General features: G+C 44.2%; 15 protein-coding genes. 13 read left to right on the top strand and 2 right to left on the bottom strand.

The window, feature by feature from the left end; all coding sequences use genetic code 11:
* The first annotated feature begins 22 nt into the window (after positions 1-22).
* The 5 genes from AB5618_RS03410 to AB5618_RS03390 all read left to right on the top strand — a co-directional run bounded on the left by AB5618_RS03410 (position 23) and on the right by AB5618_RS03390 (position 4,489).
* A complete protein-coding gene (locus AB5618_RS03410; RefSeq protein ID WP_173769336.1) occupies positions 23-1,015 on the top strand; it encodes an ABC transporter permease in 993 nt (330 codons plus the stop codon).
* Positions 1,012-1,899, top strand: a complete 888-nt coding sequence (locus AB5618_RS03405; protein ID WP_243879989.1) for an ABC transporter permease — start codon at positions 1,012-1,014, stop codon at positions 1,897-1,899. The genes AB5618_RS03410 and AB5618_RS03405 overlap by 4 nt, the downstream gene beginning before the upstream one ends.
* Positions 1,900-1,949: 50 nt before the next feature.
* On the top strand, positions 1,950-2,888 hold the full coding sequence (locus tag AB5618_RS03400) for an ABC transporter ATP-binding protein (RefSeq protein ID WP_173769335.1): 939 nt from the start codon (positions 1,950-1,952) through the stop codon (positions 2,886-2,888).
* Positions 2,889-3,063: 175 nt separating this feature from the next.
* A complete protein-coding gene (locus AB5618_RS03395; RefSeq protein ID WP_173769334.1) occupies positions 3,064-3,681 on the top strand; it encodes an ABC transporter ATP-binding protein in 618 nt (205 codons plus the stop codon).
* Positions 3,682-3,895: 214 nt separating this feature from the next.
* Positions 3,896-4,489 carry a 50S ribosomal protein L25 gene (locus tag AB5618_RS03390; protein ID WP_118578167.1) on the top strand — a complete coding sequence of 198 codons (594 nt, stop codon included), beginning with the start codon at positions 3,896-3,898 and terminating at the stop codon, positions 4,487-4,489.
* Positions 4,490-4,674: 185 nt separating this feature from the next.
* On the opposite strand, the gene AB5618_RS03385 is transcribed toward AB5618_RS03390, so the two are convergent.
* Positions 4,675-5,574, bottom strand: coding sequence for a selenium metabolism-associated LysR family transcriptional regulator (locus AB5618_RS03385; protein ID WP_173769333.1), 900 nt, complete (start codon positions 5,572-5,574; stop codon positions 4,675-4,677).
* A gap of 57 nt (positions 5,575-5,631) precedes the next feature.
* The gene (locus AB5618_RS03380; RefSeq protein ID WP_173769332.1) at positions 5,632-6,795 is read right to left on the bottom strand and encodes an aminotransferase class V-fold PLP-dependent enzyme; all 1,164 of its coding nucleotides are present in this window, start codon (positions 6,793-6,795) and stop codon (positions 5,632-5,634) included.
* A 169-nt stretch (positions 6,796-6,964) separates the two neighbouring features.
* Between AB5618_RS03380 and yedE the strand changes: the two genes are divergently transcribed.
* The 8 genes from yedE to AB5618_RS03340 all read left to right on the top strand — a co-directional run bounded on the left by yedE (position 6,965) and on the right by AB5618_RS03340 (position 13,451).
* Positions 6,965-8,044 carry a YedE family putative selenium transporter gene (gene yedE / locus AB5618_RS03375; RefSeq protein WP_118578170.1) on the top strand — a complete coding sequence of 360 codons (1,080 nt, stop codon included), beginning with the start codon at positions 6,965-6,967 and terminating at the stop codon, positions 8,042-8,044.
* 91 nt (positions 8,045-8,135) lie between these two features.
* Positions 8,136-8,342, top strand: coding sequence for a sulfurtransferase TusA family protein (locus AB5618_RS03370; protein WP_148461112.1), 207 nt, complete (start codon positions 8,136-8,138; stop codon positions 8,340-8,342).
* Positions 8,342-8,584, top strand: coding sequence for a DUF3343 domain-containing protein (locus AB5618_RS03365; protein ID WP_148461113.1), 243 nt, complete (start codon positions 8,342-8,344; stop codon positions 8,582-8,584). The genes AB5618_RS03370 and AB5618_RS03365 overlap by 1 nt, the downstream gene beginning before the upstream one ends.
* A 31-nt stretch (positions 8,585-8,615) precedes the next feature.
* Positions 8,616-9,254, top strand: coding sequence for a DUF3786 domain-containing protein (locus AB5618_RS03360; protein WP_148461114.1), 639 nt, complete (start codon positions 8,616-8,618; stop codon positions 9,252-9,254).
* 261 nt (positions 9,255-9,515) lie between these two features.
* On the top strand, positions 9,516-10,283 hold the full coding sequence (locus tag AB5618_RS03355) for an ABC transporter ATP-binding protein (RefSeq protein ID WP_173734844.1): 768 nt from the start codon (positions 9,516-9,518) through the stop codon (positions 10,281-10,283).
* Positions 10,276-12,297: an FtsX-like permease family protein gene (locus AB5618_RS03350; protein WP_148461115.1), complete on the top strand. Its 2,022-nt coding sequence runs from the start codon at positions 10,276-10,278 to the stop codon at positions 12,295-12,297. The genes AB5618_RS03355 and AB5618_RS03350 overlap by 8 nt, the downstream gene beginning before the upstream one ends.
* 121 nt (positions 12,298-12,418) lie before the next feature.
* Complete coding sequence (locus AB5618_RS03345; protein ID WP_173716050.1) at positions 12,419-13,144, top strand: AzlC family ABC transporter permease; 726 nt, start codon at positions 12,419-12,421, stop codon at positions 13,142-13,144.
* Positions 13,134-13,451, top strand: coding sequence for an AzlD domain-containing protein (locus tag AB5618_RS03340; protein WP_118578176.1), 318 nt, complete (start codon positions 13,134-13,136; stop codon positions 13,449-13,451). Before AB5618_RS03345 ends, AB5618_RS03340 begins: the two co-directional genes overlap by 11 nt.
* Positions 13,452-13,472 lie beyond the last annotated feature (21 nt).

The raw sequence follows: 13,472 nt of genomic DNA, 5'->3' as shown, positions 1-13,472 counted from the left end.
AAAACGAAACGGATAAATTAAGATGAAACGTATAGGTATTTACGCAGGAAAGAACCTGCTACGAATCATATTACTGCTTTTTGCAGTAAGCATTCTTACCTTTGCCCTTGTATCAGCTTCCCCCATTGACCCGTTACAGGCCAATGTGGGGCAGGCTGCTCTGGGCAGTATGAGTAAAGAACAAAAAGAAAAGCTGCGCTCCTACTGGGGCGTGGATGAACCGCCAGTGCAGAGATATCTGAACTGGCTGAATGCATTTATAAAGGGAGATGGGGGAATTTCTCTGTTATACCGGCAGCCGGTGACAAAGGTCATTGCAGTGAAGCTGGGAAATTCTCTTTTTCTTATGGGACTGGCGTGGGTGGTTTCCGGCCTGGTGGGTTTCCTTCTGGGGGTAATTGCAGGGGTGTTTCAGGGCAGGCTGCCGGATAAGATCATAAAAGGTTATTCGCTGGTGATTGCCAGTACTCCTTCTTTCTGGCTGGCGCTTTTGCTGTTGATCATTTTTGGAGTCTGGATGAAAATCCTTCCCATTGGACTTAGTGTTCCTATTGGAGTAGAAGCCAGCGGTGTTACCTTTTTGGACAGAGTGCGTCATGCCATTCTTCCGGCAGTCACTTTAAGCATAACCGGAATTTCGAATATCACATTACATACCAGGGAAAAAATGATTGATATAATGGAAAGCGATTACATCCTTTTTGCAAAGGCGCGGGGAGAGAAAACCGGAAGCATCATTCTTCGCCATGGCATTCGTAATGTGCTGCTTCCGGCCATGACCCTGCAGTTTGCATCTGTTAGTGAGATCATAGGAGGCTCGGTTCTTGTGGAGCAGGTATTTTCCTATCCGGGACTGGGACAGGCGGCTGTAGCGGCGGGAACTGGCAGTGATGTGCCTCTTCTTATGGGAATTACATTGATAACAGCAGCCATTGTTTTTCTGGGAAATTTCCTGGCAAATGTACTGTATGGAGTTGTTGATCCCAGAATCCGGAAGGGAGGGCTGGGACTATGAGCGAAGGTGTAATGAAAAACAGTTGTTCAAAGGGCAGCCCGGGAGCCGTGGAAAAGCAGAGGACAAGGCTGAACCAGCGGCAGAAAGCAAGGCTTTTGCTGATTTTTTCTGTAGCTTTTCTGGCGGTGACAGCCATACTTGGGGTGGTGCTTCATGATGCCGCTATGGTGACCGATTTTTCCAGAAAAAATATTGCCCCCTGTCTGAAATATCCTTTTGGTACGGACTGGCTGGGCAGAAATATGTTTTACCGTACTCTTACAGGTTTATCTATGAGTATTCTTATTGGCGTGCTGGCAGCAGGTGTAAGCGCAGTTATGGCACTGATTCTTGGAATTTGTGCAGCAACTCTTGGAAAAAAGGTGGACTCTGCCATTTCTTTTGCAATTGACACTGTTATGGGAATTCCGCATATTCTGCTGTTGCTTCTGATTTCCTATGCTATGGGAAAAGGGCTGAAGGGAGTGATTGCAGGTGTGGCGCTGACGCACTGGACATCTCTGGCAAGGCTGATCAGAGGAGAGGTTATGCAGCTTCGGGAAAGTGAATATATTCAGATCGCAGGAAAGCTTGGGCTGGGCAAATGGGAGATTGCGAAAAAACACATAGTTCCCCATGTTCTGCCCCAGTTTATTGTTGGATTGGTATTGCTTTTCCCACACGCAATTCTTCATGAGTCCAGTATTACATTTCTGGGCTTCGGGCTTTCCACGGAGCAGCCGGCGATTGGAGTTATTTTATCAGAAAGTATGCGCTATCTGATCATGGGCAAATGGTGGCTGGCTGTATTTCCTGGAATGATGCTGGTTCTTACGGTTGTGCTGTTTGAAAAAGGCGGTACAGCTCTTCGTCAGCTTCTGGATCCGGGAAGTGTTCACAAATAGAGAATAGCAGGAGGGACTGTCCGGTAAGAGACAGCAGCGTATGAAAAAATATGAGTTGTACCAATAAGAAAAAAATACTGGAAATAGAAGAGCTTTCCGTTTCCTTTCTCCAATATAAAGGGAAAACCAGCAGACAGAGCTGGCTTCCCGTGATTTCAGGCTTATCTGTTGCAGTGAGGGAAGGGGAACTGGTGGCTGTAGTCGGCTCCAGCGGTTCCGGAAAAAGTCTTCTGGCACATGCGATTTTGGGAATTCTGCCTTATAATGCAAATGTATCCGGAACTATGAAGTTCCAGGGTGAATTGATGGACGAAAAGAAGATCAGTGAACTTCGTGGAAAGGAAATTGCTTTTGTACCTCAGAGCACCTTATATCTGGATCCGCTTATGAAAGTGGGAAAACAGGTCTGGGGAAAAAGAGGGAGAAAAGGGGCAGAAAAGCAATCGGAATTGTTCCGCAGGTATGGTCTGCCTAAGGAAACTGAAACGAAATATCCTTTCGAGTGTTCTGGAGGAATGACCAGAAGAATTTTATTGTCTACTGCATTAATGGAAAATCCAAAGCTTATTATTGCGGATGAACCCACGCCTGGCATGGACCTAACACTTGCGAAAAAGTCTATGGAGGATTTCAGAAAATTTGCAGATGAAGGAAATGGAGTTCTTCTGATTACTCATGATATTGAGCTGGCACTGGAAGTTGCTGACAGGATCGTTGTTTTTTATGCAGGAAAAACAGTGGAAGAGGCCCCGGTTTCGGATTTTCGTTCAGAAGAGACCTTGCGCCATCCTTATACAAAAGCATTGTGGCGGGCACTTCCACAGAATGGCTTTACCCCTCTTGACGGAACCCAGCCTTATGTGAAAGACATGCCGCAGGGATGTCCTTTTGGACCAAGGTGCAGCTGGTATCGGGAAGAATGCAAAGGGGAAATACCTATGGTGGAGGCTGGATGCGGAAGTGTCAGGTGTATCCGGTATTGTATGTAAAACGGAAATACCACCTATCGGCGACATTACTATATAGGAAAGTCAGCTGTTGTGTGCCTGTGGCACTCCCACAGCTGCCGGCCGTATTCGTAATCCGGGACTTTCATAGTAAAGTCAGATATGGGATGACTTTAATGCATATTGCCTACTGAATAGTTATAACAGGAGATATAAAATGATTCTGGAAGCACGAGATATTTCATTTTCTTATGAGAGAAAAGGTGCAGAACTTTTTTCAAATATAAATTTTAAAGTGGAAAACAACGAAAGAGTGTGGGTGCCAGGACCAAGTGGCTATGGAAAAACCACATTGTGTAAAATTCTGGCCGGTTATCTGGAACCCAGCAAAGGACAGGTTTTGCTGGATGGAAAGCCTTTGCCGGAGAAAGGGTATTGTCCGGTGCAGATGATCTGGCAGCATCCGGAAAGGGCTGTGAATCCCAGACTGAAAATGGAGAAAATTTTGTCTGACGGAGGGCAGGTTGAAAATCGGATCATAGAGGGGCTGGGGATAGAAGAAGATTGGCTGAACCGGTATCCTCAGGAATTATCCGGTGGGGAATTGCAGCGTTTCTGTATTGCAAGAGCACTGGGAAAAGAGACAAGGTTTCTGATTGCAGACGAGATCAGTACCATGCTGGATCTCATCACGCAGAGCCAGATCTGGAATTTTCTGCTGGAAGAAGTAAAAAGGCGGGAAATCGGGTTGATCGTGGTATCTCATAGTGAGGCATTATTGAAGCAGGTTGCAGAGCGAAAACTGCCTTTTACGGCAGAGAAGACAACTGCCTGAAAATTTTGAGCGATTCATCTATTTTATACTTCTATTTTTCCGGAAAAGCAAGAGCAGATTTTACTAAAAAAATCCCTTAAAAAAAGTTATGTTTGGTTAATCATAATTGAAACAGGTGGCTATAATAAGGGACGTAAAAAGAAAAAAGAAGTACTTAACAAAACCTCTTTGTTGAAGGCTGCTAAGCGTTTCAGAATTTTGGAGGAAAAGATAAATGAATACTTTAAAAGCTGAAAAAAGAAGCATGGATGTCAAAGCAAAGAAATTAAGAAGAGAAGGATTTGTAACAGGTAACCTGTTCGGCAGAGAAATTGAAGGTTCCATTCCCCTTAAGTTTACTAAGAAAGAAATTGAAGTTCTGTTGAAGAACAACAATAAAGGAAGCCAGGTAATGCTGGAACTGGATGGTAAAACCTATGATGCGCTGATCAAGGAAGTTGATTATAATCCACTTGCACATACAGTAGAGGAAGTTGATTTCCAGGCACTGGTAAGCAATGAGATGGTTCATTCCACTGCTGAGATCATTCTGGAAAATGAAGAGAAGGTTATGTCCGGTGTTCTGCAGGATGAGTTGAAAGAGGTTGCATACAAAGCACTTCCGGCAGATCTGGTTGACAAGATCAAGGTTGATGTGGCTGGTATGAAGATTGGTGATACGCTTCGTGTGAAAGACCTTGAAATCGCCAAGAATAAGAATATCCACATCACAACTGATCCGGAAGCAGTTGTCGCAACTGTAACACCAGTTCACAACGTAGTTCCGGAGACTGAGACAGAGGCTGAAGAGACTGCTGAGGAGAAATAAGCTGGCGGCAGTTGCTGAAATTGAATTTTGAATATGTGGGAATGAAATGGGAAGCTGTTCACTGGGAAATTGGTGGGCAGCTTCCTTTTGTCTGGTATTTCTAAAAGGCGGTTATTAGAGTGTGTTTGAAAAATCTCCCATAAATTGTGACGCACATCGTGCAGAAAGCCTTTTTTAAACACGCTCTAATAAAAATTTGTTACGAATTTTAAAAACTGCTTCACATGTGGCTTCAGAATCCGGTTCTTACTGTACACAATGTAGAAGGTTCGCATGGCGGATTCGTGATTCAGGGGAAACATGAGAATCTGGTGGGTGTCGGCCAGATCTTTGGCAGAGCAGGCAGAGAGGATGGAGATTCCAAGGCCGCCGGCTACAGACTTGCGGATGGCCTCCAGATCGTTCATGCGGGCTACAATGTGCAGGGAAGAAGCCGGGATATTTCGTTTTTCCAGATAGCGGTCAATTTCCTTTTTGGTTCCAGAACCGGTTTCGCGCATAATAAAGGGTTCTCTTAGAAAATCAGAGAAATCAAGGGTGCCGGAATCCATTTTTTGCTGATATTGTAGGTAATGCTGGTTGACAGGGGTGGCAATTACAAGTTTATCTTTGCAAAAAGGGATAAAACAGCAATCTGGTTCGTCAAAGGTATTTCCCACCAGAGCCAGATCCACGCTGCCATCCAGAACTCTTGCCACAGCGCCGAGACTGTCGGATTGCCAGGAGTGAAAATATACGTCTGGAATCTGGCTGGTGAAAGCACTGAGAATACCTGGCAGAAGGTAGGAGGAAGGAATGGTGGAAACAGCCAGGTCAACAATTTTTTTATTTTGTCCGGTGAACTCTTCTATAATGTTGCTGCGCATGTTCAGCATATTGGAGGCGCAGTCATAGAGCAGAAGACCGCGTTGGGTGATGTTCAGCTTCTTGGTGGTGCGGATCAGCAGCCGCGAATTCAATTCCTGTTCCAGGGAATTGATGTGGGCACTGATGGTGGGCTGGGTCAGATTCAGCTGGCGGGCGGCTTCAGAGAAGCTTTTATTTTCGACTACGGCTACGAAGGCCTCTAATTGTTTAAATTCCATAGGGTAAAAATACTGGTTCCTTTCTCAAAGACTAATTAAGTGTTACTAATGCTGAATTTATAAGTCTAAAATTTTCTTTAATCCCTGGATGGCAAAATCCAGCTCATTCTTTGTATTTTCCGGTCCAAAGGAGAACCGGATAGTTCCGGCAGGATAAGTACCAAGCGTCTTGTGGGCGTTTGGAGCGCAGTGGAGTCCGACTCTGGTCATAACACCATACTCATTGTCCAGCTGCCACGCCACCTGTGACATGTCGATTTCTGGTGTCTGGATCGAAACAACTGCATTTCGGTTAGTGAGATCTTTTTTTCCAATAATACGGATATGTCTGCCAGTATCGTCCAGTGCCTGCAGCTGTTCCAGAAAATAACCAGTGAGAGACAATTCTTTTTCATTTATCGCCTGCAAAGAATGCGTTTTCAAGTACAAAAGTGCTTCATGCAGTCCATAAATTCCAGGCAGATTAGGTGTCCCGGATTCAAAGCGATCCGGCATAAAATCCGGAATTTCTTCCGTATGAGATACACTTCCGGTACCGCCGGAAATCAGTGGTTCCATTTGTTCTGCCAATTCCTGGGAAACCAGGAAACCACCTGTCCCTTGTGGTCCCCGAAGTCCTTTATGTCCGGTAAAAGCTAACGCGTCAATATGCATTTTGTCCATATTAATTGGTACGATCCCAGCCGTCTGTGCAGAATCCACAACAAAATAAAGCTGGTGCCTCTGACAGATTTCCCCAAGGGCATCAAGGGGCATCCTGGTTCCGCATACATTGGAAGCATGTAAAGTGACAATAGCTTTCGTCTCAGGGCGGATCAGTTCTTCTACTTTTTCCAGAATCATAGAGCCGTCCGTTCTGCAAGGAATCCGGTCAAAGGAAATCCCTAAGGAAGCCAGCTGTACTACAGGTCTCATAACTGCATTGTGCTCCATGGCGGATACCAGAATATGGTCTCCTGGTTTTAAGAATCCTTTTAAAATAAAATTGAGACTGGTGGTGACATTCGGTGTAAAAATTACATTTTTGCATTTGGAAAAGTGGAAAAGTTCTGCCAGCAGCTGGCGTGTCTCATAAATAACTTCTTCTGCTGAGTAAGCACTGGAGTAGCAGCCGCGGTTCACGTTAACTCCGTTCATAGTCTGGTAATCCACCATAGCTTGTGCCACACCTGGAGCCTTTGGAAAAGAGGTGCTGGCCTGGTCGAGGTAAATTCGGTTCATGATTATATCCTTTCGCTTGGAAAATGGTTATTTAATATATCTATAATACCACGATTTATCGACAATATCTATAAATACTTAAAATAATCCCACATAATCAATTAGAGTTTTCTGACAAAAAATGCTAAAATAGAGGAAAGATTTGACAGTTATCTAAGGAGGAAAGAGTATGAAAGAAACATTGTCAAAGAAAGAAACACCCATAATCATCGGAGCCGGTGTCATCATCGGAATCATTGCAGTGGCTCTGGTATATTTCGGAAACCCTGCAAATATGGGCTTCTGCATTGCCTGCTTCCTGCGTGATACTTCAGGAGCACTGGGATTCCACAGTGCAGCTGCGGTTCAGTACATCCGCCCGGAAATTGTAGGACTGGTACTTGGCTCCTGCATTCTTGCTCTTGCAACCAAAGAATTTAAGCCAAGAGGCGGCTCCGCACCTGTTACCCGTTTTGTGATCGGAATGTTCGTTATGATCGGCTGCCTGATGTTCCTTGGCTGCCCATTCCGCATGATCCTTCGTCTGGCTGGCGGCGATTTCAACGCCATCTTTGGTTTGATCGGATTTATTGCTGGAATCCTTGCCGGAGTATTTTTCCTGAAAAAAGGCTATACTCTGAAACGTTCCTATAAAATGCAGCCGGTTGAAGGCGGCATTTTCCCAGTAGTGGAAATCGGAATTCTTCTGCTTCTCATTGCAGCACCTGCATTCATCCACTTCACAGAAGCTGACGGTGGTCCTGGAGCAAAGCATGCTGCAATTGCAATCTCCCTGATCGCAGGGCTTCTGGTAGGTGCACTTGCACAGAGAACCCGCCTGTGTATGGTTGGAGGAATCCGTGACGTGGTACTGTTTGGAGAGTGGAAGCTGCTTCTTGGATTTATTGCAATTCTGGTAAGTGCGTTGATCGGAAACATGATCCTGGGATATTTTAATCCAGGATTTGCAGGACAACCTGTCGCACATACAGATGGTCTTTGGAATGCACTTGGAATGGCGCTTGCAGGATTTGGCTGTGTCCTTCTTGGAGGCTGCCCGCTTCGTCAGCTGGTTCTGGCTGGTGAAGGAAACACAGACTCCGCCATCACAGTATTTGGTCTGATGGCTGGTGCAGCTGTAGCACATAATTTCGGACTGGCATCTTCTGGAGAAGGCCCGACTGCAAATGGCAAGATCGCTGTTGTGATCGGTTTTGTGGTTCTGATCGTGATTGCGACAGTAAATTCCATGCGTAAGAATGAAGCGTGAAGTTGATTAAGGACGCTCATTTATAGTATATCTGTGTAAACAGACAATTCCGTTTAGTTGAAATAATGAAAAATCTAAGGAGATTAAGTGTATGAAAACAATAGATGCAAGAGGGCTTTCCTGCCCGGAACCTGTGATCCGTACTAAGAATGCGCTGGCATCCGGTGAGAAGGCATATACGGTAATGGTAGATAACGTAACAGCCAAAGAAAACGTATCCCGTTTCGCCCTGCATCAGGGATATAAGGTGTCTGTAAAAGAGGATGGGGAAGACTTTGTCCTCACTCTTGAGAAATAATGGGAGATTACATAGCCACATTTTTTTCCCATTTTGGAGCTATGTCTTTCAAGAAAAAATGTGAGAAAGAGGGATATCCGGCTACGATCATGCCGGTGCCAAGGAATTTAAGCTCTTCCTGCGGAACCTGCGTGAAATTCACAGGGGAAGCACAGACTGCGCAAAACTGGAACTCCGATGAAGTGGAGCAGCTGGTAAAAATACTTGAAACAGGAAGCTTTCAAGTTATATGGCATAGCTAAAGGTAAATAGCGGATAAGAGGAGAATGTATTATGCCAGAAAACAGGCAGTCTAATTATGACCAGGTAATCGAGAACTGGAGATTGAAATTCCTGGAAATGGATCAGGAGGAACTGATTCGCAAATTTCAGCTGGAAGCTGATGAGGAGTTTCTTTATATCATCTACTTTTCAAAAAGATTTCGAATTGACCGAAAAAACGGATTCATTACAGAAGATGGGAAAAGCCCTGGATTTGATACGGTGATGAATATTTATAATACGTTTTACTATTCAGCAGCTCATCCTGTGGCATCGGGCAATCTGGTGGCTTTTCGCCAGGTGAAGAGAGTGTATCCTTTTGAGGCTGCTTACAGAAGGACGATTATTTCCAGGCTGCAGGAGCTTTTCGCCGGGAAAACAGAAGAATTAAGAAAAGCCTGTGAGGTTCTTGGGGGAACTTTGCTTCCTCAGGGAGATGTGGGGTATGTGCTTCCGGTATTTCCTTTTTTGAATATTGCAGTTTTGTTCTGGGATAAGGATGAGGAATTTGAAGCACAGGCAAACATGCTTTTTGATTCGGAAATCACAGAGTTCATGCATGAGGAAAACGTAGTGTGTGTGGCGGCGGACGCGGTGTATTATCTTACATTGGCTGCCGGAATGACGCCAGAGAAGATATATGCCCAATAGGGGATTATAATATAAAAAAGGTCGTATATGTCAGCGGCCTTTTTATATTGCAAAAAATACTGACCAAATCTTCTATATCATAAAGAGTTTTGCCAGATGAAATTTTTTTCTTGCAAACTTTATGTGACAACCTTACAACATTGTAAGATTCTGCCTGCATTTTGTAATCTGATTCGATGGCAGCAAGTGACTTTTTTAAGTATACTGTTTTTTGCAAGGAAGCGTATGAAAAAGCTCATTGATAAAGGAGAGGAGTAAAAAATGTCATTACTTGAAGTTACAAATCTGAAAAAAATATATACCACTCGTTTTGGCGGAAATAAGGTGCAGGCATTGAACAATGTGAATTTTTCTGTGGAAAAAGGTGAATTTGTTGCAATTATGGGAGAAAGCGGTTCCGGAAAAACTACACTTCTGAATATTCTTGCAACACTGGATAAACCTACTTCCGGAGACGTACTTCTGGATGGAAAAAGCCTGGGACACCTTTCTGATAAGGAGATTTCTACATTTCGAAGAAAAAATCTGGGCTTTGTGTTCCAGGATTTTAATCTTCTTGATACCTTCAGCCTGAGGGATAATATTTATCTGCCGCTGGTGCTGGCTGGTGAAGATTACCGGGAAATGGGGCAGAAAATCCGCCCTATTGCACAGGCTCTTCATATTTATGAGCTGCTGGAAAAATATCCTTATGAGGTCTCTGGAGGACAGAAACAAAGATGTGCAGTTGCCAGGGCTCTGATTACACAGCCGCGCCTGGTCCTTGCGGATGAACCCACAGGGGCTCTCGATTCCAAGGCTGCAAATGCTCTTCTGGACGTTTTCGGAGAGATAAACAGACAGGGACAGACCATTCTCATGGTTACTCACAGCGCCCAGGCAGCTAGCCGGGCATCCAGGGTTCTGTTCATAAAAGATGGTGAAGTTTTCCACCAGATCTATCGCGGCGAGAAAACAAAAGAGGAGATGTATCAGATGATTTCCGATACCTTAACTATTTTGATGACGGGCGGTGAGTATCATGCGTAAGGGATTTTTTGCCAGGCTGGCAGTTGTAAACATCCGAAAAAACAAACAGATCTATGTGCCCTATATTCTGGCGTGTCTGTTCAATGTGGCAATGCTGTATATGATGCTTTTTATCAATCATAATGCAGGAATGAAAACGATCCGTCACAGTGGTGACGTGTTGATGATCACGACTATGGGAGTTGGCGTTATTGTTATTTTCTCCTTTATTTTCCTGTTGTACAGCAACAGTTTCCTCATGAAAAGAAGACAAAAGGAACTGGGACTTTACAACATTCTCGGTTTGGAAAAGAAGCATATCAGCAGGGTTATGATGCTGGAGAATCTGTTTAGTGCCTTGATCAGTTTTGTTGGCGGAATCCTTGTGGGAATTCTGGGAAGCAAGCTGGCGCTTCTGCTGCTCTTGAAACTGATCAAGGTTCCGGCGTCCTTTGGGTTCGAAGTCAGCGTTCCGGCAATCAGAATATGCCTGGAAGTGTTTGGAGCTATTTTTGTTTTGATCCTTCTGGTAAATATCAGGAAGGTTTACAAAACAAACCCGATTCAGCTTCTTCAGGCACAAAATGCAGGGGAAAAGGAACCAAAAGCAAAATGGCTGATGGCGGTTGCTGGTTTTATCTGTCTGTTTATCGGATATTATATTGCCATTACCACAGAGTCACCTCTTTCGGCGCTGGCGCTGTTCTTTGTGGCAGTGGTTCTGGTAATGGCAGGAACGTATCTTCTTTTTACAGCAGGAAGCATTGTGGTGCTCAAAGTTCTGCGCTGGAATAAGAAATTTTATTATAAAACCAAGAATTTTACTGCTGTTTCCGGTATGCTGTACCGCATGAAACAAAATGCAGTTGGACTTGCAAGTATCTGCATTCTGAGCACAGGCGTACTTCTGATGATCTCTTCTACGGTGTGCCTGAATTCCGGACTGGATGATATTATGAACAAACGCTGTCCGGCGGATGTGAATGTGCTGTACCGGGGAAATTCTTATGAAGATCTGGAAAAAATGAGAGAGAAATTACTGGGAAAAATTGAAAACCAGGTTTCTTATGAGAAAATTAACACCGAAATTGCTTTTTCCTCTACGCTTGTGGGAAGCGAAGATGGGAGCTGGAAATTTGCAAATGTTGATGGGAGTTCCCTTATGGCAATGCCAGCCTCATTGGAAACCCTTACCGTGGTTCCACAGGAAGAGTATGCCAGGGTTACGGGAGAAGAGATTTCCCTTGCGCCAGGTGAAGTTCTTGCTTACCACAATGGAAAAACAGACGGTGAGACTCTGGAGATTCATAACAAGGTTTACCAGGTGAAAGAATGGCTGAAAAATTATCAGTATGTGGGAGATAATTTTTCTTCTATGGATTCTTTGAAGCTGGTTGTAAATGACGAAGACTTTTTTGCTTTGTTTTTGCAGCAGGAGGAAGTTTATCAAAGTGCAATGTCTCTGATGGAACTGGAAACGGATGTGTATCTGTCTGGAAGTGAAGAAGAAAAATATGCATCTGCCATCAAAGTAAGCGATCTTGCATCGGAGCTTCTGGATTCCGAAAAAGCAGCTGGAACTATAGAAGTGGGAATGAACTACAGTACTATAAAACAGGAACTGTATAACAGTTTTTACAGTATGTTCGGTGGAATTTTGTTCCTTGGAATTTTCCTTGGACTGCTGTTTCTGATGGGGGCGGCTATGATCATTTACTACAAGCAGGTTTCAGAGGGCTATGAGGATAAGGAACGGTTCGAGATCATGCAGAAGGTGGGCATGACTCATAAAGAGGTGAAATCTTCCATTCACAGACAGATCCTTATGGTATTTTTCCTTCCTCTTGGAATGGCAGCACTGCATATTGCTATGGCATTTCCTATGGTAAAGAGACTGCTGGCGCTGTTTAGCATGACAAACAGCGGTTTGTTTGCCAGATGCACGGTGGTGACATTATTGGTATTTGCTTTGGTTTATGGCGTGATTTATGGGCTGACAGCGAAGGTTTATTACAAGATTGTAGAGAGAAAGTGAGAATACAAGGGATAATAGTTGAATTTATTAGTGTAAAGTGCTACAATGAGAGAGCCTGGGAGGCCAAAACTGTTTCCCAGGCTCTTTGCGTGACTACAGAAGAAACCGGAGGAAATCTCTCATGAAAAAAGAGAGCTTTAAACAAGGAATTACAGATGGAATCCCCATTGCCCTGGGGTATCTGGCTGTTTCCTTTACGTTTGGTATGATGGCGGTGCAGGGCGGACTGTCTATCTGGCAGGCGGTCTTGATTTCTTTGACGAATCTTACGTCAGCGGGACAATTTGCAGGTCTTGATATTATCATAGCAGGAGGTTCCTTATGGGAAATGGCACTTACTCAGCTGATTATCAATCTGAGATACTGTCTGATGTCGTTTTCCCTTTCACAGAAGCTAAGACGTGATGAAACTTGGGGGCATCGTTACGGAGTTGCATTTGGCGTAACAGATGAGATATTCGGAGTCAGTGCCAGTAAACCGGGGAAAGTCAGTGCGTTTTATAATTATGGTGTAATGAGTGTAGCAATCCCGGGATGGACCATTGGAACCCTGCTTGGAGCTATTTCAGGAAGTATTCTTCCTAATTTTATTATGAGTGCACTTGGAGTTGCCATTTATGGAATGTTTTTGGCTGTCATTATTCCGCCATCCAAGAAAAACAAAGCAGTGCTTCTGGTTGTTCTTGGAGCAATGGCAGTGAGCGCATTATTTGCCTGGGTTCCTGTATTATCGAAAGTCTCATCCGGATTTGTGATTATTATTACTACAATTCTGGTAGCCGGACTGGCAGCATGGCTTTGCCCGGTTGATGAAGAAAATGCCAAGGAGGAAGCTCATGAAGCCTAATGTTTATATTTATATCCTGGTTATGGCTGGCGTTACATATTTGATCCGTATGCTGCCATTGGCACTGGCGAAGAAGGAGATTACCAATCCTTTTATAAAATCATTTCTGTTTTATGTGCCCTATGCCTGTCTGGCAGCTATGACGTTTCCGGCGATTTTGTCGGCAACGGCAAGTGTAATTTCAGCTGTAGTGGGATTTGTAGTGGCGCTGATTGCAGCGTACAAAGAGAAGAGTCTGCTGACTGTGGCGCTTCTTGCCTGTGGTGCAGTATTTATTGTAGAAAGAATAATGGCCTTTGCGGTGTAAGCATTACAAAATGCCTACAGT

It is taken from the genome of Ruminococcus sp. J1101004sp1_RTP21198st1_B9_RTP21198_201120 (assembly GCF_040924245.1).
GTDB classification, from domain to species: Bacteria; Bacillota; Clostridia; order Lachnospirales; family Lachnospiraceae; genus Blautia_A; species Blautia_A faecis.
This window is presented reverse-complemented; position numbering and strand designations above follow the sequence as displayed.

Bases quoted from the DNA above. Each gene is read 5' to 3' on its own strand.
- AB5618_RS03345 (WP_173716050.1), top strand. From the start codon at position 12,419: ATGAAAAAAGAGAGCTTTAAACAAGGAATTACAGATGGAATCCCCATT.
- yedE (WP_118578170.1), top strand. From the start codon at position 6,965: ATGAAAGAAACATTGTCAAAGAAAGAAACACCCATAATCATCGGAGCC.
- AB5618_RS03410 (WP_173769336.1), top strand. From the start codon at position 23: ATGAAACGTATAGGTATTTACGCAGGAAAGAACCTGCTACGAATCATA.
- AB5618_RS03360 (WP_148461114.1), top strand. From the start codon at position 8,616: ATGCCAGAAAACAGGCAGTCTAATTATGACCAGGTAATCGAGAACTGG.
- AB5618_RS03395 (WP_173769334.1), top strand. From the start codon at position 3,064: ATGATTCTGGAAGCACGAGATATTTCATTTTCTTATGAGAGAAAAGGT.
- AB5618_RS03380 (WP_173769332.1), bottom strand. From the start codon at position 6,795: ATGAACCGAATTTACCTCGACCAGGCCAGCACCTCTTTTCCAAAGGCT.
- AB5618_RS03400 (WP_173769335.1), top strand. From the start codon at position 1,950: ATGAGTTGTACCAATAAGAAAAAAATACTGGAAATAGAAGAGCTTTCC.
- AB5618_RS03355 (WP_173734844.1), top strand. From the start codon at position 9,516: ATGTCATTACTTGAAGTTACAAATCTGAAAAAAATATATACCACTCGT.
- AB5618_RS03405 (WP_243879989.1), top strand. From the start codon at position 1,012: ATGAGCGAAGGTGTAATGAAAAACAGTTGTTCAAAGGGCAGCCCGGGA.
- AB5618_RS03370 (WP_148461112.1), top strand. From the start codon at position 8,136: ATGAAAACAATAGATGCAAGAGGGCTTTCCTGCCCGGAACCTGTGATC.
- AB5618_RS03365 (WP_148461113.1), top strand. From the start codon at position 8,342: ATGGGAGATTACATAGCCACATTTTTTTCCCATTTTGGAGCTATGTCT.
- AB5618_RS03385 (WP_173769333.1), bottom strand. From the start codon at position 5,574: ATGGAATTTAAACAATTAGAGGCCTTCGTAGCCGTAGTCGAAAATAAA.
- AB5618_RS03350 (WP_148461115.1), top strand. From the start codon at position 10,276: ATGCGTAAGGGATTTTTTGCCAGGCTGGCAGTTGTAAACATCCGAAAA.
- AB5618_RS03390 (WP_118578167.1), top strand. From the start codon at position 3,896: ATGAATACTTTAAAAGCTGAAAAAAGAAGCATGGATGTCAAAGCAAAG.
- AB5618_RS03340 (WP_118578176.1), top strand. From the start codon at position 13,134: ATGAAGCCTAATGTTTATATTTATATCCTGGTTATGGCTGGCGTTACA.